General features: G+C 67.5%; 25 protein-coding genes and 1 tRNA gene. 13 read left to right on the top strand and 13 right to left on the bottom strand.

Features of this window, described 5'->3' with window-relative positions; genetic code table 11:
- Positions 1–17 precede the first annotated feature (17 nt).
- Together AU192_RS20535 and AU192_RS25750 are read left to right on the top strand one after the other, a co-directional pair.
- Positions 18–1,004, top strand: coding sequence for an LLM class F420-dependent oxidoreductase (locus AU192_RS20535; RefSeq protein WP_064399343.1), 987 nt, complete (start codon positions 18–20; stop codon positions 1,002–1,004).
- Between the two features lie 11 nt (positions 1,005–1,015).
- Positions 1,016–1,177 (top strand): hypothetical protein, encoded by a 162-nt coding sequence (locus AU192_RS25750; protein ID WP_164674022.1) that lies wholly within the window; start codon positions 1,016–1,018, stop codon positions 1,175–1,177.
- Here AU192_RS25750 and AU192_RS20530 read toward each other — a convergent pair whose 3' ends face one another.
- Entirely contained in the window at positions 1,178–1,849 is a 672-nt protein-coding gene (locus AU192_RS20530; protein WP_064399342.1) for a hypothetical protein, read from the bottom strand.
- A 124-nt stretch (positions 1,850–1,973) separates the two neighbouring features.
- On the opposite strand from AU192_RS20530, the gene AU192_RS20525 reads away from it, so the two are divergent.
- Complete coding sequence (locus tag AU192_RS20525) at positions 1,974–2,669, top strand: HemK2/MTQ2 family protein methyltransferase (RefSeq protein ID WP_064399341.1); 696 nt, start codon at positions 1,974–1,976, stop codon at positions 2,667–2,669.
- Positions 2,666–2,923, top strand: a complete 258-nt coding sequence (locus tag AU192_RS20520; RefSeq protein ID WP_064399340.1) for a CDGSH iron-sulfur domain-containing protein — start codon at positions 2,666–2,668, stop codon at positions 2,921–2,923. The genes AU192_RS20525 and AU192_RS20520 overlap by 4 nt, the downstream gene beginning before the upstream one ends.
- Here AU192_RS20520 and AU192_RS20515 read toward each other — a convergent pair.
- The 5 genes from AU192_RS20515 to ponA2 form a co-directional block, all read right to left on the bottom strand.
- Positions 2,903–3,922, bottom strand: coding sequence for an iron-containing redox enzyme family protein (locus tag AU192_RS20515; RefSeq protein WP_207544962.1), 1,020 nt, complete (start codon positions 3,920–3,922; stop codon positions 2,903–2,905). The two genes, AU192_RS20520 and AU192_RS20515, sit on opposite strands and share 21 nt — an antisense overlap.
- 92 nt (positions 3,923–4,014) lie before the next feature.
- Positions 4,015–4,088, bottom strand: a tRNA-Pro gene (locus AU192_RS20510).
- Positions 4,089–4,431: 343 nt separating this feature from the next.
- Positions 4,432–5,538: an L-cysteine desulfhydrase Cds1 gene (cds1, locus tag AU192_RS20505; protein ID WP_064399338.1), complete on the bottom strand. Its 1,107-nt coding sequence runs from the start codon at positions 5,536–5,538 to the stop codon at positions 4,432–4,434.
- The gene (locus tag AU192_RS20500) at positions 5,535–6,497 is read right to left on the bottom strand and encodes a metallophosphoesterase (RefSeq protein ID WP_064399337.1); all 963 of its coding nucleotides are present in this window, start codon (positions 6,495–6,497) and stop codon (positions 5,535–5,537) included. Before AU192_RS20500 ends, cds1 begins: the two co-directional genes overlap by 4 nt.
- A 72-nt stretch (positions 6,498–6,569) precedes the next feature.
- Positions 6,570–9,023, bottom strand: a complete 2,454-nt coding sequence (gene ponA2 / locus AU192_RS20495) for a transglycosylase/D,D-transpeptidase PonA2 (RefSeq protein ID WP_064399336.1) — start codon at positions 9,021–9,023, stop codon at positions 6,570–6,572.
- Between the two features lie 295 nt (positions 9,024–9,318).
- Here ponA2 and AU192_RS20490 point away from each other — a divergent pair, with 295 nt between their 5' ends.
- Positions 9,319–9,675, top strand: coding sequence for a WhiB family transcriptional regulator (locus tag AU192_RS20490; protein ID WP_064399335.1), 357 nt, complete (start codon positions 9,319–9,321; stop codon positions 9,673–9,675).
- Positions 9,676–9,696: 21 nt separating this feature from the next.
- On the opposite strand, the gene bagB is transcribed toward AU192_RS20490, so the two are convergent.
- Both bagB and bagA read right to left on the bottom strand, forming a co-directional pair.
- Complete coding sequence (bagB, locus tag AU192_RS20485; protein WP_064399334.1) at positions 9,697–10,824, bottom strand: ATPase BagB; 1,128 nt, start codon at positions 10,822–10,824, stop codon at positions 9,697–9,699.
- Positions 10,825–10,855: 31 nt separating this feature from the next.
- Entirely contained in the window at positions 10,856–11,875 is a 1,020-nt protein-coding gene (bagA, locus tag AU192_RS20480) for an ATPase BagA (protein ID WP_064399333.1), read from the bottom strand.
- Positions 11,876–11,951: 76 nt separating this feature from the next.
- Between bagA and sp36 the strand changes: the two genes are divergently transcribed.
- Genes sp36 through AU192_RS20470 form a run of 3 tightly spaced genes read left to right on the top strand, consistent with a single transcriptional unit; the run spans position 11,952 to position 13,338 of the window.
- Positions 11,952–12,113, top strand: coding sequence for a Sp36 family protein (gene sp36 / locus AU192_RS25230; RefSeq protein ID WP_094288127.1), 162 nt, complete (start codon positions 11,952–11,954; stop codon positions 12,111–12,113).
- On the top strand, positions 12,110–12,565 hold the full coding sequence (locus AU192_RS20475) for a RidA family protein (protein WP_064399332.1): 456 nt from the start codon (positions 12,110–12,112) through the stop codon (positions 12,563–12,565). The genes sp36 and AU192_RS20475 overlap by 4 nt, the downstream gene beginning before the upstream one ends.
- A complete protein-coding gene (locus AU192_RS20470; RefSeq protein WP_064399331.1) occupies positions 12,562–13,338 on the top strand; it encodes an MBL fold metallo-hydrolase in 777 nt (258 codons plus the stop codon). Before AU192_RS20475 ends, AU192_RS20470 begins: the two co-directional genes overlap by 4 nt.
- A gap of 52 nt (positions 13,339–13,390) precedes the next feature.
- On the opposite strand, the gene crp is transcribed toward AU192_RS20470, so the two are convergent.
- Both crp and AU192_RS20460 read right to left on the bottom strand, forming a co-directional pair.
- Positions 13,391–14,065, bottom strand: a complete 675-nt coding sequence (gene crp, locus AU192_RS20465) for a cAMP-activated global transcriptional regulator CRP (RefSeq protein WP_064347819.1) — start codon at positions 14,063–14,065, stop codon at positions 13,391–13,393.
- An 88-nt stretch (positions 14,066–14,153) separates the two neighbouring features.
- The gene (locus AU192_RS20460; RefSeq protein WP_064399388.1) at positions 14,154–14,447 is read right to left on the bottom strand and encodes a hypothetical protein; all 294 of its coding nucleotides are present in this window, start codon (positions 14,445–14,447) and stop codon (positions 14,154–14,156) included.
- A gap of 270 nt (positions 14,448–14,717) precedes the next feature.
- Between AU192_RS20460 and nth the strand changes: the two genes are divergently transcribed.
- The 4 genes from nth to marP are packed head-to-tail and all read left to right on the top strand — an operon-like array spanning position 14,718 to position 18,036.
- Entirely contained in the window at positions 14,718–15,398 is a 681-nt protein-coding gene (gene nth, locus AU192_RS20455) for an endonuclease III (protein WP_064399330.1), read from the top strand.
- Between the two features lie 21 nt (positions 15,399–15,419).
- Positions 15,420–16,079 (top strand): TlpA family protein disulfide reductase, encoded by a 660-nt coding sequence (locus AU192_RS20450; protein WP_064399329.1) that lies wholly within the window; start codon positions 15,420–15,422, stop codon positions 16,077–16,079.
- Positions 16,076–16,852 (top strand): NUDIX hydrolase, encoded by a 777-nt coding sequence (locus tag AU192_RS20445; RefSeq protein ID WP_064399328.1) that lies wholly within the window; start codon positions 16,076–16,078, stop codon positions 16,850–16,852. Before AU192_RS20450 ends, AU192_RS20445 begins: the two co-directional genes overlap by 4 nt.
- Positions 16,849–18,036, top strand: coding sequence for an acid resistance serine protease MarP (gene marP, locus AU192_RS20440; protein ID WP_064399327.1), 1,188 nt, complete (start codon positions 16,849–16,851; stop codon positions 18,034–18,036). Before AU192_RS20445 ends, marP begins: the two co-directional genes overlap by 4 nt.
- Here the strand turns inward: marP and AU192_RS20435 are convergent.
- Complete coding sequence (locus tag AU192_RS20435) at positions 18,033–18,974, bottom strand: alpha/beta fold hydrolase (protein WP_064399326.1); 942 nt, start codon at positions 18,972–18,974, stop codon at positions 18,033–18,035. The two genes, marP and AU192_RS20435, sit on opposite strands and share 4 nt — an antisense overlap.
- Positions 18,975–19,484 (bottom strand): phage holin family protein, encoded by a 510-nt coding sequence (locus AU192_RS20430; protein ID WP_064399325.1) that lies wholly within the window; start codon positions 19,482–19,484, stop codon positions 18,975–18,977. It lies immediately after the preceding gene.
- A 188-nt stretch (positions 19,485–19,672) separates the two neighbouring features.
- Between AU192_RS20430 and AU192_RS20425 the strand changes: the two genes are divergently transcribed.
- Entirely contained in the window at positions 19,673–20,341 is a 669-nt protein-coding gene (locus AU192_RS20425; protein ID WP_094288184.1) for a chymotrypsin family serine protease, read from the top strand.
- Positions 20,342–20,358: 17 nt separating this feature from the next.
- Here the strand turns inward: AU192_RS20425 and acs are convergent, their stop codons facing one another.
- The gene (gene acs / locus AU192_RS20420) at positions 20,359–22,326 is read right to left on the bottom strand and encodes an acetate--CoA ligase (RefSeq protein ID WP_064399324.1); all 1,968 of its coding nucleotides are present in this window, start codon (positions 22,324–22,326) and stop codon (positions 20,359–20,361) included.
- Positions 22,327–22,367: the final 41 nt, after the last annotated feature.

Here is a 22,367-nt window from a genome sequence, read left to right as displayed (position 1 = left end):
TCGGGTACCCCGCACCCATGACGCGGTTCGGATACACCCTGTTGACAGAGCAGAGCGGGCCAAAAGAACTTGTCCGCTACGCGGTTTCGGCCGAACAGGCGGGCTTCGACTTCGAGGTGTCCTCCGACCACTACTTCCCGTGGCTGTCCGCACAGGGCCATGCGCCGTACGCGTGGTCGGTGCTGGGCGCGGTCGCCTACGCCACCGAGCGTGTCGAGCTGTTCACCTACGTCACCTGCCCCACGATGCGCTACCACCCGGCAATCGTCGCGCAGAAGGCTGCGACACTTCAGATCCTCGCCGACGGCCGTTTCACGCTGGGTTTGGGCAGCGGTGAGAACCTCAACGAGCACGTCGTCGGCAAGCGCTGGCCGACGGTGGCGCGCCGCCAGGAGATGCTGCGCGAAGCGATCCAAATCATCCGCGAGCTGTTCACCGGAGATCTCGTCGACTGGAAGGGCGAGTACTTCGAGGTCGACTCCGCACGCCTGTGGGACCTCCCTGAGACGCCCGTCGCGATCGCCACCGCGGTTTCGGGTGAGCGGTCGGTCGAGACGTTCGCGCCGCTGTCGGATCACCTGATCGCCGTCGAACCGAACAAGGATCTCGTCGATGCGTGGCACGAGGCCAGGCGCGCCACCGGCCTGCCCGGTGACGTGCGCGTCGTCGGGCAGATCCCGGTCTGCTGGGACACCGACAAAGACGCCGCGGTGCGCCGGGCGCACGACCAGTTCAGGTGGTTCAGCGGTGGGTGGGCGGTCAACTCGGACCTTCCGACCACCGCCGGCTTCGACGGTGCAACGCAATACGTGCGCCCGGAGGACGTGGCCGAATCCATCCCCTGCGGACCCGATCTCGATGCGATCGTCGAGGCCGTCAGCAAGTACTGGGAAGCCGGCTTCACCGACATCGCGCTCGTGCAGATCGGCGACGAGGGTCAAGAGCAGTTCCTCAAGGAAGCCGCAGCGCCGCTGCTGGACAAGCTGCGTTCCGCAGCCAACTAGAAGGGACCGATATGCCGACCGGAAAAGGCATCTACGACGACGACGACGCCGACGAGCGCGACAAGCGCAAGGCGCAGCGCACGGGGCCGAAGGACGAGGGCGGCGACGGCGGCATGGCGACCCGCGAGAACGCCCCGGACGTCGCGGAGTCCGGCGGGGAGCCTACGGCCTGATCACTCGGCGTCGCGGCCCTGCCTGCTGCGCTTGTACGCCGAACGCCGGAAGTCGCCGAGCCAGCGCGGGGCCAACTCGACCTCGGGATCGCTGTGCAGGGCCGGGTCGAACGCGATGTCGTCACAGCTCGGGTCGACGTGGCGAAGGGTCAACCGGGCCAGCGGGCGGAACCCGCCCTTGACCGGAGCCTGGTCGATGTTGAACGTCAGCCCGGTAGCGTCGATCTGCTTTTCGACGGCGTCGAGCGAGAGGCCCGGTGCGTCGACCCGGGTGGCCAGGCGAGCACGCATCCACCACAAGGCGTCGTGATACCGAAGCGGCATCAGGCTGGAGAAGGTCGCGCCGGACCACGACAAGACGGGGGCCAGCCCGACCCGCGTCCCGGAGACCGTCGACGCCAACAACACGTCCCACGGGCCGCATGCCCGCAGATCCGGCGGCGGCGGAATACGGAATGCCAGACCGGCGACGTCCGGAGCGGCGCCGGGCAGGCCGACACCCTTGGAGACCCGTGCAATGACGTCGCAGGAGTTCATCGGAAGGCCTTCACCCTCGGGCGCGATGCGTTCGAGGACGCCCTCGGCCATCACCCCTGAGGGATGGAACAGCCGCCGGTCACGAAGGGCGGCGCCGAGGCGGATGGGAAGCGAGGCGATATCAGAGGCTTGCACGGTAGTCGAGTGCCCCGGCGAGGGCGCAGCAAAACGAGCGCCCACGTTTTAACAGCCCCGATACCGGGCATTAATTTCGCGCAGTGCTGCATTGCGCAGCAGAAGAACCTGTCGAAAGGCCGTCGTGACAACCGCATACACCGATGTCCGTGGCCCTTTGGTCGCGGATGAGGGCGTCTACGCGCCGCAGGAAGACTCACAGCTGCTCATCGAGGTCATGGACCAAATGACGCTCGCGCGCGGCCGGCACGTGGTCGACTTGTGCACCGGAAGTGGTGTCGTCGCGATCGGGGCCGCCGAACAGGGCGCCGCATCGGTGACCGCCTTCGACATCTGCCAGCGCGCGGTGCGCTGTGCGCGGGCAAACGCGACGGCGTCCGGAGTCGACGTCGATGTGCACCTCGGATCATGGGCGCGGGCAGTCGAATTCGGCCCCTTCGACCTGGTCGTCTGCAATCCGCCGTATGTACCGCACGATCCGAGCGCCGAATGCGAACCCCTCCCGGCCTACGTGGGACCCCCTCGGGCATGGGATGCCGGATGCGATGGCCGGCTCGTACTCGACCCGCTGTGCGCGACGGTGCCCGACCTTCTCGACCACGGGGGCAGCCTGCTCCTCGTGCAGTCGGAGTTCGCCGATCCGCGACAGACGCTCGGTGCACTTGCTTGCGCCGGTCTCGACGCGGAAATTGTTGCACGGCAGTGGATCCCATTTGGACCGGTGCTGTCGTCGCGGGCATTGTGGCTCGAGGAGTGCGGCCGCCTCGAACCGGGTCGCCGCGAAGAGGAACTGCTGGTGATCCGGGCGGACAAGCCATGAGCGATGCCGAACCGCGCACCGTGCGGGTGGTACCGAACGGTCCGCTGATGGTGCAGGGGCCGGTGCGCATCGAGATGCCCAACGGCCAGGTCGTGGAATCGGACCGGTTCATGGTCGCGGTGTGCACTTGCCGGCGCAGCAAGGACTATCCGCTGTGCGACACCAGTCACCGGCGTCGCAAGCGTGCCGACGTGTCCACAAAGGGCGACGTGCCCGCCGATGACAAAGTCGCGTCAGCTCAGCGGCCGGCGTAGCGACGAGCGGTTCTCGGTCCAGCAGTTCATCAGGTGCGTGGCCAGGCGTCCCTCGACCACGTCCAGCGCCCGCATGCCGAACACGACATCGCGGTCCAGTTGCGGCTCCTTAGCGACGAGATCGCCGACGACATCGGTGCGGACCACCTGCTCGTGGACGGCATCGGCCACCACGTGCTCGTGGTAGAACGCCACGCAGGCGTCGGGGGCGCCCATGCGGCGCAACGCTTCCACCAGGCGTCGCGAGCCGGGCGACGACGTGATCTCCGTCGAAGCGAAATGCCCGATCGACGCGCCGCGCAGTTCGCGGTGCAATCCGAACAACGACATCAGGTTCACCGACGCCAACGCGTCGGCGGAGACGTGGTCGAGGTAGCCGAGGTAGGACGAGTCGAGACCCGCCGCATCCATCAATTGCGCGTACAGGTGCTGGTGCACGTGTTCGCCACGGCCACCGCCGAACTCGTCGAACTCGACCGCGACGAACGCCGCTTTCGAGTGTCCGGCCAGGCGAGGGATGGTCCAGGCGTGCGGGTCGCCCTCTTTGAGGTGGTACACCGAGCGGTGCACGAAGTATTCGAGCATCTGCTCCCAGGTGCCCTTGTCGCGCAGGAAGTATGACGGGCCCTCGCCGTCGACCGGTTCGATCGACAGCTTGTCCATCTCGGCTTCCGCGGTCTCGCCCTCGCCGATCTCGCCGACGTCCTGGCGCACCGCGTCCAGGAACGCCTCCTCGAACCGGCCGCGCAGGTGCAGCAGCGCGGGGTTCCACTCCCAGCGCGGGCTCACGCCGACGAAGCCGCGGTAGTGCAGCTCGTAGCAGATGTACAGAGCGAGTTGGAGGTCGAGGCCGTACGGATCGGCGTCGAACATCGGCACGTCGATCGGACGCAGCGGCAACGACGGACGGCCGCGCTGCAGGAGATCGATGACGGCTGCAGACAGCGGTCCGGCGGCCTTCGGAAGGGCAGGTTCGACTCGCGTCGACGGTAAAGTCACGTCCTTCTCAATACCCTCATCCGCACCGGTCAAACGCATGTTCGGTATGAGTCGTTCGGCTCACAGCGAATCTAGAGCCGGCACTTTCGCAGTCGGGGTGGCGGGATTCGAACCCACGACCTCTTCGTCCCGAACGAAGCGCGCTACCAAGCTGCGCCACACCCCGCGTGAAGCCACGACAGCGTATCGCACCAGCGGGTCGCTGAGCCAAACGCCTAAAGGGTGCGGCCTTCCCCGTTCGCGAGAGCTACACCAGGGCTGCGATCCGCCACCGGATCGCGACCCTGGTGTACGCCTCGCGACGGCATAAGTGCTCGGCGGAAGCCGTGATTTGCGACACGCCACGGGAAGCAACGACTTGTCGGCGGCGTTGTCCATCATGAAAGCAATCGACGAAGCGAGGACAAGATGACTGGCTTAGGCGCATCCATCTACCTGGGTTTCTTCGTTCTCGCCGCGGTGTGGCTGTTCCTCACCTCCGACGGCCCGCTGATCGGCGGTGACGACGATCAGGGCCAGCGCCCCGAGCGTTCGAACTCGGCCAACACCGACGCGAACTCCGAGGGGTCCAACCCCTGGCTGGTCAGCCACTCGTCGCAAAAGTAGGTCTCCGCGTAGCGGTCACCGCTGTCGGCGAGCAGTGTCACCACTGATCCGCTGCGACCCTCATTCCTCATCTCGGCCAGCAGGCCGAACGCCCCCCAGAGGTTCGTCCCCGTCGACGGTCCCACCCGTCGGCCCAGTACCGTGCTGGCGTGCCGGGCCGCGGCAACCGACGCGGCGTCCGGTACGACGACCATTCGGTCGACCACGCCAGGCAGAAACGACGGCTCCACCCGCGGTCGGCCGATTCCCTCGATGCGCGACGACATACCGGTGACGACGTCACCGCGGCCCTGCGCGTAGGACGGGAAGAAGGCCGAGTTCTCCGGGTCGACCACGCAGAGCCGAGTGGCGTAGCGGCGGTAGCGGATATAGCGGCCGATGGTGGCGCTCGTCCCGCCGGTGCCCGCGCCTACCACGATCCAGTCGGGCACGGGGTGCGCTTCGTCACGCATCTGCTCGAAGATCGACTCGGCGATGTTGTTGTTGCCGCGCCAGTCGGTGGCCCGCTCGGCGTTGGTGAACTGATCGATATAGTGCCCGCCGGTGGCTTCGGCGAGCCGTTCGGCCTCGGCATACACCTGACTGGACTCGGCGACGAAATGGCAACGGCCGCCCTGAGATTCGATCAATGCGATCTTGCTGGTGCTCGTCGAAGACGGCATCACGGCGATGAACGGCAGGCCGAGCAGCGCCGCGAAGTACGCCTCGGACACCGCGGTCGACCCCGACGACGCCTCGATGATCGTGGTGTTCTCGTCGATCCACCCGTTGCACAGCGCGTAAAGGAACAGCGACCGCGCCAGCCGGTGCTTGAGGCTGCCGGTGATGTGGGTCGTCTCGTCCTTCAGATACAGCTGCAGATCGCAGCCGTCACACCAGGCCGACGGCAACGGATAGCGCAACAGGTGGGTGTCTGCGCTACGGCGCGCGTCGGCCTCGATCAACCGGACGGCGTCGTCGACCCACGCGCGTGGGCTACTCCGGCTTGCGGTGAGGGCCTTGTCAGTCACCGCACCGCGACGCTCGGATGGGACGTGCCCGCCCGAACGTCTGCGTCCTGACCGCCGATCGGGGCAGCGACCAGTGTCAGCAGCGTGGCCTCGGGACGGCAGCAGAACCGCAGGGGGGCGTACGGCGAGGTGCCGATGCCCGCCGAGACGTGCAGTAGGGTGTGCGCACCCCAGCGCGACGGGCCCTTGGCCCGCGACCGGTCCAGACCGCAGTTGGTGACGAGGGCGCCGTAGAACGGCAGGCACAACTGGCCGCCGTGAGTGTGGCCCGCCATCACCAGCTGATAGCCGTCGGCCGCGAACCGGTCGAGGACCCGTGGCTCAGGCGAATGGGTCAGCCCCAGGGTGAGGTTCGCGGCGGGACTGGCCGGACCGGCGACGGTCTCGTAGCGGTCCCGAGACAGATGTGGGTCGTCGACGCCTGCGGCCGCGATCAGCTGGCCGCGCACCTCCAACTCGCGGCGGGTGTGGGTCAGGTCCAGCCAGCCACGCTCGGTGAACGCCGCCCGCAGGTCCTGCCACGGCAGCGGTTCGCCGTGGACGCGATGGCCGGGCCGGGTGATGTAGTTGAGCGGGTTCTTCGGCGTCGGCCCGAAATAGTCGTTGCTGCCGAACACGAACAGCCCCGGGATCGACAGCAACTCCGACAGTGACTGCACTACAGCGGGCACGGCCTTGGGGTGGGCGAGGTTGTCGCCGGTGTTGATCACGAGATCGGGTTCCAAGGCGACCAGCTCGCGCAGCCAGGCCTGCTTGCGCCGCTGTCCGGGACGCATGTGAATGTCGCTGATGTGCAGCACCTTCAACGGTGAGGACCCGGGTGCCAGTACCGGCATCGTCACTTCTCGCACCACGAAGGCGTTGCGCTCGATCATCGCTGCGTAGCCGATGCCGGCGACCAGCGCGCCTGCGGACGCCGCGGCGGAGTTCTTCAGGATCGTCGTCGAATGGGCGGACATGCTGCAGAGCCTACTGCCAGTGGCCCCGACGAAGCGCTCTCGACCGCTCGGGCGTGGGCAACTGCACACCCATCACGGTGGAGGCGGTGGCGCAGGCGGAGGGGGCCCGAGCACCGGCACGGTGATCGGTGGCAGCCCGGGAATCTCGACCACCGTCTGGCCGACCGGCGCTGGCAGGCCGGGTATCGCGCCGGGCGGAGGCGGTGGCGGGGCCGGCGGAATGCCGTTGGAGACCTGGATCGTGATGATCGACCCCGGAACCGTCTGACCGCCCGGGGTCGTGCCGACCACGGAGCCCCGTGGCGCATTGCTGTTCACCGAGGACGCTTGGTCGGCGACCTGGAAGCCGGAGTCACGCAACCGCTGTCGGGCCGCGCTCTCGGTCAGGCCCGAAACGCTGGGCACCCGCGAGCCGGGTCCGCCCTCGACGTAGCGCGGATCGGTCGGGGGCAGCCGTACCTCGCCGAAGTTGTTGGCGATCGGTTTCATCGCGGCGAACCACGTCCTGGCCGGTTCGTTACCGCCGTACAGGTTGCCGTACCCGCACTTGCGCAGCGGGAACGAGCACAGTTCACCGGGTGCGGTGGAGTCGTCGTAGATGTAGTTCCCGGCAGCGAGGGTGTTGGTGAAGCCGAGGAAGGCCGACGAGCGGTGGGCCTCGGTGGTGCCGGTCTTACCCGACATCGGCAGGTCCCAGCCGACCGAACCGGCCGCTCCCGCGGCGGTGCCCGCCCCCTCGTCGTCCTTGCTCATGGCGTTGGCCAGCGTGTTCGCCAGGCCCTCGGGCACCGCCTGCTCGCAGGTCTCTGTGGTGACCGAGACTTCCTCGCCGTGCCGGTCGATGACCTGGGCGATCGGATTCGGCGGGCACCACACGCCGCCGGAGGCCAACGTCGCTCCGACGTTGGAGAACTCGAGCGCGTTGATCTCGATCGGTCCCAGCACGAACGAGCCGAGGTTCTGCCGCTTGATGAAGTCGGCCAGGCTCTCGTTGCTGTCGGGGTCGTAGTCGCGCGCGGTGCCCGGCAGCGCGTAGGAGCGCAGTCCCAGCCGGACCGCCATGTCGACGCTGCGCTGCACGCCGACCTGCGAGATCAATTTCGCGAAAGCCGTGTTGGGTGAGGTGGCCAACGCGTCGGTGATGTTCATGGTGCCGCGGTAACCGCCCGCGTTCTTCACACACCACGTCGCGGCCGGGCAACCCGGGGTGTCGCTGCTGCCCAGGCCCTTGGCCTGGAACTGCGCGGGCACGTCGAGCTGGGCGTTGATGCCCATCCCCATCTCCAAGGCCGCCGCGGTGGTGAACAGCTTGAACGTCGACCCGGCACCGTCACCTACCAAGGAGAATGGTTGCGGCTGCATGGTCTCACCGGCATCGAGGTTGAGCCCGTAGGTGCGGCTGCTGGCCATCGCCAGCACCGGATGCGATTCCTTGCCGGGCTTGATCACGCTCATCACGCTGGCCACACCGTCGAGGTCAGGGGCGGCGAACTGGTTCACCGCCGCCTTCACCGGACCCTGGACGTCGGGGTCGAGGGTGGTCCTGATCAGGTATCCGCCCCTGGCGACCTGTTCTTTGCTGACACCCGCGCGCGCCAGATATTCGAGCACGTAGTCACAGAAGAACGCGCGGTCGCCGGCGGCGATGCAGCCGCGCGGCAGTTCCTTGGGCTGCGGGAGGACGCCCAGCGGCTCCTCCTTGGCGGCCCGCAGCGCGGCGGCTTCCTCGGGGATGTTCTGAATCATGGTGTCCAGCACCAGGTTTCGCCGCGCCAGCGCACCCTCGGGGTTTGTGTAGGGGTTCAGCGCGCTGGTCGACTGCACCATGCCCGCCAGCAGCGCGGCCTGCTGCCAGTTCAACTCGGAGGCGTTGATCCCGAAGTACGTCTGTGCGGCGTCCTGCACACCGAAGGCGCCGTTGCCGAACGACACCAGGTTCAGATAGCGGGTCAGAATCTCGGACTTGGTGAACGTCTTGTCCAACGTCAGGGCCATCCGGATCTCACGCAGCTTGCGGGCCGGGGTGGTCTCGATGGCGGCGCGCTTTTCGGCGTCGGTCTGGGCGATCACCAGCAGTTGGTAGTTCTTGACGTACTGCTGCTCGATCGTCGAACCGCCGCGGGTGTCCAGGTTGCCGGACAGGTACCCCGACAGGCCGGTCAGCGTGCCCTGCCAGTCGACGCCGTTGTGTTCGGCGAACCGCTTGTCCTCGATCGAGACGATCGCCAGTTTCATCGTGTTGGCGATCTGATCGCTGGGCACCTCGAAGCGGCGCTGGTTGTAGAGCCAGGCGATGACGTTGCCCTTGGCGTCGACCATCGTCGAGACCTGCGGGACCTCACCTTCGACGAGTTGCGCCGAGCCGTTGGCCACCACGTCGGAGGCGCGGTTGGAGACCAGGCCGAACCCACCGACCACCGGAAACAGCAACGCCGCGGTGATCACGCTGGCCAACAGAACGCACCAGGCGAGCTTGATCACCGTCACCGCCCGCGGAGGCGGGGTCGGCGGTGGACTGTCCGGCATGACCTACAGACTAACGACGTCGCAAAACGCGGGCTCGCCACGGGCGATCCCAGAACTGTGAAAACGCGACGACCGGCGCGGACGTCAATTCTGCCGACTGACGGCACGGTCGTCCCAAAAAAGTGGAGGCGTACGTATTGCGCAAGACGGCTTTGACCATCTAATTTGGTCGGACAGTGCGATACAGGTCACACTGACCCCTCGCAATGTGACGTAGATCGCATGAGCGCTCTACTACCAGGGATCGCGCCGTACCGGTGTTGACCGGGGGGCGGTTGGAACGGAGGGAACTCTGGTGTCAGCTACGAGGCCCGCGGCGCGCAGGACCGCGATGACATCGTCGGCTCACAGTGTCGTCCACGGTGCCGAGGCCGAAGCCCGCATCGCCTGGGTGTCGCAAGCCCGATGCCGCCAGACCGATCCTGATGAGCTGTTCGTCCGGGGGGCCGCACAGCGCAAAGCCGCAGTGATCTGCCGGCACTGTCCGGTGATCCTCGAGTGCGGCGCCGACGCGCTCGACAATCGGGTGGAGTTCGGGGTCTGGGGCGGAATGACCGAGCGGCAGCGCCGCGCTCTGCTCAAGCAGCACCCCGAGGTCGTCTCCTGGGCGGAGTTCTTCAACGCGCAGCGCAAGCATCGCAACGCGGTCTAGGCCGCGCCGGCGGCTTTCTCGCTACGCGGCGGTCTCGCCGGTGATCTGATCGGCGATCGCCCGCAGCGCTTCCAGGTCCGAGACGTCGAACGGCAGCGAGGGCACGCCCACGATCGACACGTGCGGGTTGGCCCCGGTGAAGCGCGACAGCAGCCGGATCTCACGCTTGGCGGTCATGGCCCGGTCGGCGTGGATTCTAAGCACCGCTGCCGTCACCGACTCCGGATCGCTCTTCTCGATCGTCTCGGCGGCTTCCTCGGCCTTCTCGGCGTGCAGATCGCACAGCATCGGGTGGGTGCGGTTGAGGATCAGACCGGCCAGCGGCATGTGCTCCTCGGAGAGTCGGTCGACGAAGAACGACGCCTCGCGAAGGGCGTCCGGTTCGGCCGCCGAGACCACCACGAACTGCGTCCCGCGCCGCTTGAGCAGCTCATAGGTGCGGTCGGCCTTCTCACGGAAGCCGCCGAACGTCGAGTCCAGCGACTGCACGAAAGCCGCTGCGTCCGAGAGCATTTGCGATCCCAGAACCGTGGACAGCGCCTTCATCGCCAGACCCATCGCCCCCGTGACCAACCGGCCGATACCCCGCCCGGGCCCCAGCAGCAGCTTCCACAGCCTGCTGTCCATGAAGCCGCCCAACCGCTTTGGCGCGTCGAGAAAGTCCAACGCGTTGCGTGACGGTGGGGTGTCGACGACGACCAGGTCCCACCGGTCCTCGGCCAGGAGTTGACCGAGCTTCTCCATGGCCATGTACTCCTGAGTGCCCGCCAGCGAGGTGGCCACCGTCTGATAGAACTGGTTGTCCAGAATCTCTTGTGCACGTTGGGTTCCCGAGTACTGGATGACCATCTCGTCGAACGTTCGGCGCATGTCGAGCATCATCGCGTGCAGTTCGCCCGACACCTCGGGGGCCAGCGGAACCCGCTGCGGAGTGTTGCCGAGCGTCTTGATGCCCAGCGCCTGGGCGAGCCGCTTGGCCGGGTCGATGGTCAGCACGACGACGGTCCTGCCGTACTCCGCCGCGCGCAGCGCCATCGCCGCAGCCGTGGTGGTCTTGCCGACGCCTCCTGCGCCGCAGCACACCACGACGCGGTTCGACGTGTCCCTGAGAATCGAGCCCAAGTCGAGGGCCGGTGGAGTCGTACTCATCAATTCCGACCCTTCTTCGCGCGAGCGCCCATCAGCGCACCCCTTGGCGTTCGAGTTCTTCGGCGAGTTCGTACAGGCTGCCCAGATCGACACCGTCGACGATCTGCGGCAGCTGCAGGCGCGCCACGTCCAGCGCGTCGAGTTGCTCCGCGCTTTCGGCGCGCGCCTGGATACGGGTCGCATGCTGGATCGCCTCGGTCAGCAGCCCGGCGAAATCGGAGTCCGACAACGAGATTCCGGCCTCGGCGAGGTCGGCGCGCACGGTGTCGGCGTCGATGTCGCCTTCGGCCGCCTTGGTCAACGCATCGGCGGGCAGGTACGCGGGGATGTCACGGTTGACGATCACGCTGCCGATGGGCAGCCCGAGTTCCTTGAGCTCGTCGATCGCCTCCAGCGTCTCCTGGATGGGCAGCGCCTCCAGCAGCGTGACCAGATGGACCGCGGTCATGTCGGAGTGCAGCACCTTGACCACACTTTCGGCCTGCCCGTGCACCGGGCCGCCCTTGGCCAGATCCGACACCGCCTTGGTGACGTCGAGGAACCGCGCGATGCGACCCGTCGGCGGGGAGTCGACCACGACCGCGTCGTAGACGGGCTGTTTGCCCTTCTCGGCGCGGGTCACGATCTCACGGATCTTGCCGGTCAGCAGCACGTCGCGCAGACCCGGCGCGATCGTGGTCGCGAATTCGACGGCCCCGATCCGGCGCATCGCACGCCCGGCCAGACCCAGGTTGTAGAACATGTCGAGGTACTCCAGGAACGCGGCCTCGGTGTCGATGGCCAGCGCGTTGACCTGACCGCCGCCCTCGGCGGTCGCGATCTTGACCTCCTGGTAGGGCAGCGGCGGCACGTCGAACAACTGCGCAATACCTTGGCGCCCTTCGACTTCCACCAACAGCACCTTGCGGCCGCCGGCCGCCAGCGCCAACGCCAGCGATGCGGCGATCGTGGATTTGCCGGTGCCACCCTTGCCGGTGACGAAGTGCAGTCGAGCCTTGCTCAGCCGAGAGGGCCAGCCGACGGATCTACCGCCATTGGTAGTGGAAGCCACCCGTGCATGCTAGCCAACGCGGTTGCGTGCTCCGCAGGTCCGCGGCCACATAGCGGTCACCGATAAGCTCGGGCGCATGACCGAATCGACCCGTTGGGAATACGCCACCGTCCCGCTGCTGACCCACGCCACCAAGCAGATCCTCGATCAGTGGGGCGAGGACGGTTGGGAGTTGGTGTCTGTGCTGCCGGGCCCCACGGGCGAACAGCACGTCGCCTACCTCAAGCGTCCCAAGTGACACCGTCCGCGCGGCTGGCGGAGCTGGGCATCGAGCTGCCTCCTTTGGTCGCGCCGTTGGCGGCCTACGTGCCCGCAGTGCGCACCGGCAACCTCGTCTACACCGCGGGCCAGCTGCCGATTCGCGACGGTGAATTGGTGCTCACGGGCAAGGTCGGCGCAGGGGTCACCCCCGAGCAGGCCCACGAGCTGGCCTGGGTGAGCGCGCTCAACGCGCTGGCCGCGGTGCACTCGCTGGTCGGCATCGACGCGGTGACCCGCGTGGTCAAGGTGGTCGGGTTCGTCGCCTCCGCGCCGGGATTCCACGGTCAGCCGGGTGTGATCAACGGCGCGTCGGAGCTCTTCGGGGAGGTGTTCGGGGAGGCAGGCGCGCATGCCCGCTCCGCGGTCGGGGTGTCCGAGCTGCCGAGGGACGCTCCTGTCGAGGTCGAAGTGATCGTGGAGGTCGGGTGACGCCGGAGCATCCGGCGTACGGACGGCTGCGTCGGGTCACCGACACCGCCTCGGTGCTGCTGTGCGACAACCCCGGCTTGTTGACGCTGGACGGCACCAACACCTGGGTGTTGCGCGGCCCCGGCAGCGACGAGATGGTCGTCGTCGACCCCGGACCTGACGACGACGAGCACATCGGGCGGATCGCGGAGCTGGGAACGATTCCGTTGGTGCTGATCAGCCACAAACACGAGGATCACACCGGGGCCATCGACAAGATCGTCGACCGCACGGGCGCGGTGGTGCGTTCCGTGGGCAGCGGATTCCTGCGAGGCCTCGGCGGCCCGCTCACCGATGGCGAGGTCATCGAAGCCGCGGGGCTGCGCATCACCGTGATGGCCACCCCGGGCCACACCGCCGACTCGGTGTCGTTCCTGCTCGACGATGCGGTCCTGACGGCCGACACCGTGCTGGGCCGCGGGACGACCGTCATCGACAAGGAGGACGGCAGCCTCGCCGACTACCTGGAGTCACTGCAGCGGCTGCGGGGCCTCGGACCGCGCACCGTGTTGCCCGGGCACGGGCCCGATCTGGAGAGCCTCGAAGCCGTGACCGACATGTACCTGGCGCACCGCGAGGAGCGGCTCGACCAGGTGCGCGCGGCGTTGCGGGTGCTCGGCGACGACGCCACCGTGCGTCAGGTCGTCGAGCACGTCTACACCGACGTCGACGAGAAGCTATGGGACGTAGCGGAATGGAGCGTCCAAGCGCAGCTCGACTATCTGCGCACCTGAGTGATTTGTGCACATTCTGGAGCGCTCACCGCTCCTCGATGTGCACAAATCGCTACCGGGCTCGGCGCGCGAGCCGTTCCGAGTCGGAGATCAGAACGCTCTTGCCTTCCAAGCGAATCCAGCCGCGATGGGCGAAATCGGCGAGCGCCTTGTTGACGGTCTCCCGCGATGCGCCGACGAGCTGGGCGATCTCCTCCTGAGTGAGGTCATGGGTCACCCGCAGCGCGCCGCCCTCCTGGGTGCCGAACCGCTGCGCCAGCTGAAGCAGCTGCTTGGCCACCCGGCCGGGAACGTCGGTGAAGATCAAATCGGCGAGGTTGTTGTTGGTGCGGCGCAACCGGCGGGCGAGCACCCGCAGCAACTGCTCGGCGATCTCGGGGCGGTCGGCGATCCACGCGCGCAGCGCGTCGCGGTCCATCGACACCGCGCGAACCTCGGTGATGGTGGTCGCGCTCGACGTCCGCGGGCCCGGGTCGAAGATCGAGAGTTCACCGAACATGTCCGAAGGGCCCATGATCGTGAGCAGGTTCTCGCGGCCGTCCGGCGAGCGGCGTCCGATCTTGACCTTGCCGGAAATGATGATGTAGAGCCGATCGCCGGGCTCACCCTCGGCGAACACGGTGTGTCCACGGGGGAAGTCGACTGGCTGCAATTGCTTGGTCAGCGCGGTGACGGCGCTGGGTTCGACCCCCTGGAAGATTCCGGCCCGCGCCAGGATCTCGTCCACGTTGCCCCTCTTAAGCTGTTAGGTGAAGCCGACCTCTATCGGTAAGCGAGATAAGTCTAGAGGTACCCGATTTCGTGACCAGCCCACGCTACACACGATCGGCATGTCGGGTCTGCTGAAATTCCGGATTCATCGCGTGCTGGGGATTTGGCCGTACCGGCAGATCCGCGTCCCGGAAATGCGCCGCTGACCCGCTGGTGAACGCGTGCGCGACGTGCTGGCGATGGCGCAGACCGTCCAGTGCGCGGCTCATTCCGTCCCGCGCCAGCGTGTCGACGTCCAACGGCTCGGCCTGCTCGAAGAAGTGCGCCACATCGGTGGCTGAGACCGTGTCTCGGTGCAGGCCGGCCTCCAGGCGTTGCAGCCCGAGCGTCGCAGCCATCAGCAACCCCGGAATCAGGCCAACGAGCAACCACGACACAAGGCAGAAGTAAACACGGCGAAAGTCTCAGCGGGATCACGAAACGTCACCGGTCCGCAGCAGTTCGGCAGCGCGGTTCGCGGTGGCTTTGCGGTGGCTTTGTCCGGGCGTCTCAGTACCCTGGCATGCGTGACCGTAAGTGAGGCGTCGGCAAAGAACGCGGGTAGGCCCAAGCGCGCCCGGAAACGGGACGGCGAGACGCGGATTGGGCTCGTCCGTCGTGCACGGCGAATGAATCGCACGCTGGCGCAGGCATTTCCGCACGTGTACTGCGAGCTGGACTTCACCGACCCGCTCGAGCTCACCGTCGCGACGATCCTGTCGGCCCAAAGCACCGACAAGCGGGTCAACCTCACGACGCCGGCGCTGTTCAAGAAATATCGCACCGCCCTGGACTACGCGCAGGCCGACCGCACCGAACTTGAAGAGCTCATCCGGCCCACCGGGTTCTATCGCAACAAGGCCAACTCGCTCATCCGGCTCGGCCAGGAACTCGTCGAGCGGTTCGACGGGGAGGTACCGGCCACCATGGAGGAGCTGGTCAGCCTGCCGGGGGTCGGCCGCAAGACCGCCAACGTCATCCTCGGCAACGCGTTCGGCGTCCCCGGCATCACGGTCGACACCCATTTCGGCAGGCTCGTGCGCCGCTGGGGGTGGACCACCGAAGAGGATCCGGTCAAGGTCGAGCATGCGGTCGGTGCGCTCATCGAGCGCAGCGAGTGGACCGACCTGAGCCATCGGGTGATCTTTCACGGCCGCCGCGTCTGCCACGCGCGCAAGCCGGCGTGTGGGGTCTGCGTGCTGGCCAACGACTGCCCCTCCTTCGGCATCGGGCCGACCGATCCCCTGATTGCCGCGCCGCTGGTCAAGGGACCCGAAACCGAGCATCTGCTGGCTATGGCCGGTCTGTAACCGACGCACCCCCGAACCACTGTGAGTACCTCGACCCGTTGGACCGTCGTGGTGCTCGTGGTCCTCATGGCTCTCGGGTGGGCGCTGTGGTCGCAGTTGGACCGCGACACCGACTCCACGGGGGCGCCGTCGCAGCACAGCGCGCGCGACCGCCGTGCCGCCGACACCGCCGAGGCGCTGGCCGGCCCGCGGGCCGAGGCCGACCTGCCGCCGTGCCCCGCGCCGGGAGCCGGAGCCGGATCCGAGGCACTGCGCGGAATCACGCTGGAGTGCGCGGGCGACGGGGCGATGGTCGACGTAGCCAAGGCGCTGGCCGGACGCGTCGTCGTGCTCAACCTGTGGGCGTACTGGTGCGCGCCGTGCGCGGCCGAACTCCCCGCGATGGCCGAATATCAGCAGCGCATGGGGTCGGCCGTGACCGTGCTGACCGTGCACCAGGACGAGAACGAGACGGCGGCGCTGCTGCGGCTGGCCGAACTCGGCGTGCGTCTGCCCACCTTGCAGGACGGCAGGCGGCTGATCGCCGCCGCGCTACGGGTGCCCAACGTCATGCCCGCAACCGTGGTGTTGCGCGCGGACGGTAGCGTTGGCGAGGTCCTGCCGCGCTCTTTCACCAGCGCCGATGAGATCGCCGCAGCGGTGGGGCCGCAGGTCGGCGCGAGGACGGGAGAGCCGGGGTGAGCTGGGTCAGCGAGGGCAGCGGTCTGATGCCCGATGCCGCCCCGGCCTGGCTCAAACCGTTGCTGGACAACGCAGGCGACATCAAGCGGGCCTACCGCAGGCGGGTGCCGCCCGAGCTGCTCGCGATGGTCACCAGCGAAGGAAAACCGGCGCAGGCCGACGCGCGGGAGGCGGCGGTGCTGGTGTTGTTCTCCGGGCCCGCCGACTCCCCGACCGGCGCCGCGCCCGACGAGGCCGACCTTCTGGTCACGGTGCGCGCGGGCACCCTGCGCCACCACGCAGGTCAGGCCGCGTTTCCCGGAGGCGCCGTCGAATCCGGCGACCACAGCCCGGTGCAGACGGCGCTGCGCGAGGCCAACGAGGAGACCGGGATCGACGGGCAGCGGTTACATCCGCTCACCACGATGGAGCGATTGTTCATCCCCCCGTCGGGGTTCCACGTCGTACCGGTGCTGGCCTACTCGCCGGACCCGGGCCCCGTGGGTGTCGTCGACGAGGCCGAGACCGCGCATGTCGCCCGGGTTCCGGTGCGCGCGTTCATCAACCCTGAGAACCGAATCATGGTGTACCGCAAGGCCAACACGCGACGCTACGCGGGTCCGGCGTTCCTGCTCAACGAGATGCTGGTGTGGGGTTTCACCGGTCAGGTGATCTCGGCGATGCTCGACGTCGCCGGATGGGCAAAGCCGTGGAATACCGACGACGTGCGCGAACTGGAGGACGCAATGGCGCTCGTCGGCCGCGGTGCCGGTTACGGTGATGCACAACCATGACATCGTCGCAGTGGGTGGACCTCATTGTCCTCGGCATCGCCTTCGTGGCGGGCATTTCGGGCTGGCGCTCAGGCGCACTGGGCTCGATGCTGTCGTTCCTCGGGGTGGTCCTCGGCGCTGTGGCCGGGGTGCTGCTGGCGCCCCATCTGGTCGCCAACATCGACGGGCCGCGCACGAAGCTGTTCGTGACGCTGTTCTTGATCCTGGCGTTGGTCGTCGTGGGCGAGATCGCCGGCGTGGTGCTCGGCCGGGCGGTGCGCAGCGCCATCCGCAACCGCTCGCTGCGGACGGTCGACTCGCTGATCGGGGTGGCAATACAAACCTTGGCGGTCCTGGTGGCCGCGTGGATGCTGACGTACCCGCTGCAGTCGTCGGATCAGCCGAACCTCGCCGCGGCCGTGCGTGGCTCGCAGGTGCTCAAGGAAGTCAACGACCTGGCGCCTGCGTGGCTGCGCGAGGTGCCCAAGCGGCTCTCGGCGTTGCTGGACACCTCCGGCCTGCCCGACGTGCTGCAACCGTTCGGGCGCACCCCGATCGTCGCCGTCGACGCGCCCGACGCCGCTCTGGCCGCCGACCCGGTCGTGGCGTCGGCGCGGCCCAGCGTCGTCAAGATCCGCGGGGTCGCCCCTGGCTGCCAGAAGGTCCTCGAAGGAACCGGTTTCGTCGCCGCCAGCAACCGCGTGATCTCCAACGCGCACGTCGTCGCCGGATCGGAGAGCGTCACCGTCGAGGCCGACGGGCAGACCTACGACGCGTTCGTCGTGTCCTACGACCCGCAGGCCGACATCTCGATCCTCGACGTGCCGGACCTGCCTTCGGCGCCTCTGTCGTTCGCCGACACCCCCGCCACCACCGGTACCGACGCCGTGGTGATGGGCTATCCCGGCGGCGGAAACTTCGTCGCCACGCCGGCGCGCGTCCGCGAGATCATCGAGCTGAGTGGCCCCGACATCTATCGCACCACCACTGTCGAGCGCGAGGTCTACACCATTAGAGGCACTGTGCGCCAGGGTAATTCGGGTGGGCCGATGATCGATCGAGAGGGCCGGGTGCTGGGCGTGGTGTTCGGTGCCGCGGTCGACGACGCCGACACCGGTTTCGTGCTCACCGCCAACGAGGTGTCGCAGCAACTGGCCAAGCTCGGCAACACCGATCGGGTGCCCACCGGCGCCTGCGTCGCCTAGCCGTAGACCTGGCCCACGAAGCGGGACAACTGGTCGTTCACCGTGTCCGGTGCCTCCTCGTGGCCGAAATGTGCTGCGCCATCGATGGATACGTACCTACCGTGCGGTGCGTAACGCTGCGTCCGGTACACGGGATCGGCGAGTACATACGGGTCGGCAACACCGCGCATATGCAGCACCGGAACGTTGATCGGTCGCTTCATCTCGCGTATGAAGCGCCTGCCCTCCCCGCGTAGCTGGCTGCGCACCGCCCACCGCTGATACTCGAGGGCCGAGTGCGCGGCGCCGGGGATCTGAATGGCGCGGCGCATGTGCGCGATGGTCTCGGAGAAGTCTTCGGTGGTAAGCCATTTGTCGCCGGCGCGGCTGCGCACCAGGCGTTCGAGTTCGGCACCGTCGTTGCGGGTCAATGCCCGCTCGGGCCACATCGGCACCTGGTAGCGCAGCATCCACGGCAGCAGCGCGCGGCCCTGGTCGCGACGGCGCAGCGCAGAAGCGCGCAACGCCGCCGGATGCGGTGAGCTGACCACGGCGATAGCGCGGACGGCGCGCGGATGCAGCACGGCGGTTGCCCAGCACACCAGGCCGCCGTCGGCATGCCCGACCAGCGTCGCGCTCTTGTGGCCCAGAGCCCGCACCAGGCCCGCGGTGTCACCGGCCAGCGTCCAGCCGTCGTAGCCTCGCGGGGGTTTGTCGCTGGCACCGTAACCGCGCAGGTCGACGGCGACCACGCGGGCACCGGACAAGCCGCGTAGTTGGTGGCGCCAGGACCACCAGAACGAGCCGAATCCGTGCAGCAGGATCACCAGCGGCCGCTCGGCGCCCCCAGCCGCGTCACCCTCCGCTTCGACCACGTGGAAGCGAATTCCGTTGGCGTGCACCTTCAGATGCCGCCACGGTCCGTCGATGCGGACGACCGACGGGGCGGGTGGGGGCACTTACCAGCCCGACGGGTCGGCCGTCGACGCCGGCTTTCCGTCGCCCGAGGCGATCTCCTTGGTCCTGTCGTGGCCCGGCGTCAGCGCCTCGGGGATCTCCTTGACCGATTCGATCGTCTTCTGCGGGCCGCGGATGCGTCGCACCTTGAGATAACCGAGGAAGGCGAAGATGGCGGTGACGACGACCATCAGGCCGAACACGATGAGGTAGGCCGCCCACTTGACCAGCCACAGGTCGAGCAGCTCACCGAGGAAGAAGAAGAAAAAGAACGTCGAGTAGAACAGCACGACCAGCGCGAGGACGAAGAAGACGCTGCCGGTCAGCCCCTTCTTGACGTCGCGCGTGATCTCGGCCTTGGCCAGCTCGACCTCGGCGCGCACCAGCGTGGAAACCTGCGCGGTCGCGTCCTTGACGAGGTCACCGATCGACGGGTCGGCCTTGGGTGCGTGCGGGTCGACCAGCGGTATCGACGTGACGGTGGTCGGCGCGCCATTCCTGCGATCGCTCACGACGGTTCCTCCCGCATAGGCCGGCGATGGTGTCGGTCGCGACTCATGTTGCCATGTGGCGTGCGCTCAAACGATCCCGGCCGACGATAGACTGGCCAGATCAGTGGCAGGGCAGGTCGGGGCGCGTCGATAGGGGAAACGTTCACGTGAAGACCAGCGGCCTCCGGCTGTGCCGTCTCGCCACGACCATCGTCGTCGCAGCAGCGGCATTCCTCTCGATGTCCGCGACAGTGCACGCTCAGGGACTGGTTTCGTTGGGTGGCGGCTCGGGCCTCGTCGTCAACGGCGAGACGCTGTGCACGCTCACCGCGATCGGAAACGACAACAGGGGACGGCTGGTGGGCTTCACGTCCGCGCACTGCGGCGGGCCCGGGGCCAAGGTCAGCGCCGAAGGCGTCGACGCCGCAGGCGTGGTGGGCACGATGGTCGCGGGCAACGACGCCCTGGACTACGCGGTCATTGAGTTCGATCCGCAGAAGGTGCGCCCGGTCAACAACGTCGACGGGTTCCAGATCGACGGCCTGGGCCCCGATCCGGTAGCCGGTGACATCGCCTGCAAGCTCGGCCGCACGACCGGCTACTCGTGCGGCGTGACGTGGGGCCCGGGCGAGGAGCCGGGCACCATCGTCAACCAGGTGTGCGGTCAGCCCGGCGATTCGGGCGCGCCGGTCACCGTCAACAATCGGCTGGTCGGCATGATCCACGGCGCCTTCTCCGAAGCCCTGCCGACGTGCGTCATCAAGTACATCCCGCTGCACACCCCCGCGGTGACGATGTCGTTCAACACGCAGTTGGCCGACATCACGGCCAAGAACCGGCCGGGGACGGGTTTCGTCCCCGTCGGCGCCGCCGCCTGATCCCCGCGGGTGCTTGTTCAGCTTTCGGTCTTGCTGGCGCGGATCGCTTCGAACACGTCCGGATCGACCAGTGTCGACGTGTCGCCGAGTTCACGGCCTTCGGCCACGTCCCGCAGAAGCCGGCGCATGATCTTGCCGCTGCGCGTCTTGGGCAGTTCGGGTACGACGTGAATCTCCCTGGGTCGCGCGATCTTTCCGATCTCCTTGGCGACCTGTGCGGAAAGCTCCTGCACCATGTCGTCGCTGTCGTTCGCGTTCGACTCGAGGATGACGAATGCGCAGATTCCCTGGCCGGTGGTCTCGTCGCTGGCGCCGACGACCGCAGCCTCGGCGACATGGGAGTGCCCGACCAACGCCGACTCGACCTCCGCGGTCGAAATGCGGTGTCCCGATACGTTCATCACGTCATCGATGCGGCCGAGCACCCAGATGTCGCCCTCGGCGTCGACCCTGGCGCCGTCGCCGGCGAAGTACCAACCCTGCTTCTCGAACCGCTTCCAGTAGGTTTCCTTGTATCGTTCCGGGTCCTTCCAGATACCGCGCAGCATGGCCGGCCACGGTTGATCGAGCACGAGGTAACCGGTGACATGCTCGGCGCCTTCGGCTTCGGGCTCCAGTTCCTTGCCCTCGTCATCGACGATCTTGGCGGTGATACCCGGAAGTGGCGCCATCGCCGCACCCGGCTTGGCTGCCGTCACACCGGGCAGCGGGGAGATCATGATCGCCCCGGTCTCGGTCTGCCACCAGGTATCAACCACCGGAGTTCGGTCGCCCCCGACCACCTTGCGGTACCACCGCCAGGCCTCCGGGTTGATCGGCTCGCCCACCGACCCCAGCAGGCGCAAGCTGGACAGGTCGTGGGCATCGGGAATCTCACGGCCCCACTTCATGAAGGTGCGGATCAGGGTCGGGGCCGTGTAATAAATTGTCACACCGTACTTTTCGATGATCTCGAAGTGGCGGTGCTCGCTGGGCGAATTCGGAGTGCCCTCGTAGACCACTTGTGTGCACCCGTTGGAAAGTGGGCCGAAGACGATGTAGCTGTGGCCGGTGACCCAGCCGATGTCAGCGGTGCACCAGTACACGTCGGTTTCGGGCTTGGCGTCGAACACGTAGTAGTGGGTGTAGGACGACTGGGTGAGAAAACCGCCGGAGGTGTGCACGATGCCCTTGGGCTTGCCGGTAGTGCCCGACGTGTACAGCAGGAACAGCGGATGTTCGGAGTCGAATGCCTCGGGAGTGTGTTCGGTGGAGGCGGCGTCGACGATGTCGTGCCACCAGATGTCGCGGCCCTCGGTCCACGGCACGTCGATGCCGGTGCGTTCCACCACCAGCACGTGTTCGACGGATGCCTGGCCCTGCACCGCTTCGTCGGCGCCGGGTTTCAACGGCACCGCCTGACCGCGGCGGTACTGCCCGTCGGTGGTGATGACCACCTTGGCCTCGGCGTCCTCGATGCGGGCCGCCAGCGCCGAAGACGAGAATCCGGCGAACACCACACTGTGCAGCACCCCCAGACGCGCGCACGCCAGCATCGCAACGATCGCCTCGGGGATCATCGGCATGTAGATGGCGGCCCGGTCCCCCGCACGGAGTCCGAGTTCGGTCAGCGCGTTGGCGGCCTTGCAGACCTCGTCTTTGAGTTGGGCGTAGGTCAGCGCGTGCGAGTCACCGACCGGTTCGCCCTCCCAGTACAGGGCCACCCTGTCGCCGTGGCCGGCTTCGACGTGCCGGTCCACGCAGTTGTAGGCGACGTTCAGCTTTCCGCCGACGAACCACTTCGCGAACGGCGCATCCGACCAGTCGAGCACCTCGTCGAACGGTGTCTCCCAATCGAGCCGGTTGGCCTGCTCCGCCCAGAACGCCAGCCGGTCCTTCTCGGCCTGACGGTAAAGCTCCTCGGTCGCGTTCGCCTGCTGGGCGAACTCCGGAGACGGGGGATAGACGGACGGACCGTGGGCGTGCTGCGCCGATGACTCTGCCATACCTGTGAGGGTAGTCACCCTGTCGGCGAAACACATTGGGA

It is taken from the genome of Mycobacterium lehmannii (assembly GCF_001499925.1).
Classification (GTDB): Bacteria; Actinomycetota; Actinomycetes; order Mycobacteriales; family Mycobacteriaceae; genus Mycobacterium; species Mycobacterium lehmannii.
Note: the sequence above shows the minus strand (reverse complement) of the source record. Positions and strands in the feature narration are given on the sequence as shown.

Bases quoted from the DNA above. Each gene is read 5' to 3' on its own strand.
- AU192_RS20535 (WP_064399343.1), top strand. From the start codon at position 18: ATGACGCGGTTCGGATACACCCTGTTGACAGAGCAGAGCGGGCCAAAA.
- AU192_RS20460 (WP_064399388.1), bottom strand. From the start codon at position 14,447: ATGGCTGCGACGCTCGGGCTGCAACGCCTGGAGGCCGGCCTGCACCGA.
- sp36 (WP_094288127.1), top strand. From the start codon at position 11,952: ATGACCGAATCGACCCGTTGGGAATACGCCACCGTCCCGCTGCTGACC.
- ponA2 (WP_064399336.1), bottom strand. From the start codon at position 9,023: ATGCCGGACAGTCCACCGCCGACCCCGCCTCCGCGGGCGGTGACGGTG.
- AU192_RS20500 (WP_064399337.1), bottom strand. From the start codon at position 6,497: ATGTCCGCCCATTCGACGACGATCCTGAAGAACTCCGCCGCGGCGTCC.
- AU192_RS25750 (WP_164674022.1), top strand. From the start codon at position 1,016: ATGCCGACCGGAAAAGGCATCTACGACGACGACGACGCCGACGAGCGC.
- acs (WP_064399324.1), bottom strand. From the start codon at position 22,326: ATGGCAGAGTCATCGGCGCAGCACGCCCACGGTCCGTCCGTCTATCCC.
- bagB (WP_064399334.1), bottom strand. From the start codon at position 10,824: ATGAGTACGACTCCACCGGCCCTCGACTTGGGCTCGATTCTCAGGGAC.
- AU192_RS20520 (WP_064399340.1), top strand. From the start codon at position 2,666: ATGAGCGATGCCGAACCGCGCACCGTGCGGGTGGTACCGAACGGTCCG.
- nth (WP_064399330.1), top strand. From the start codon at position 14,718: ATGAATCGCACGCTGGCGCAGGCATTTCCGCACGTGTACTGCGAGCTG.
- marP (WP_064399327.1), top strand. From the start codon at position 16,849: ATGACATCGTCGCAGTGGGTGGACCTCATTGTCCTCGGCATCGCCTTC.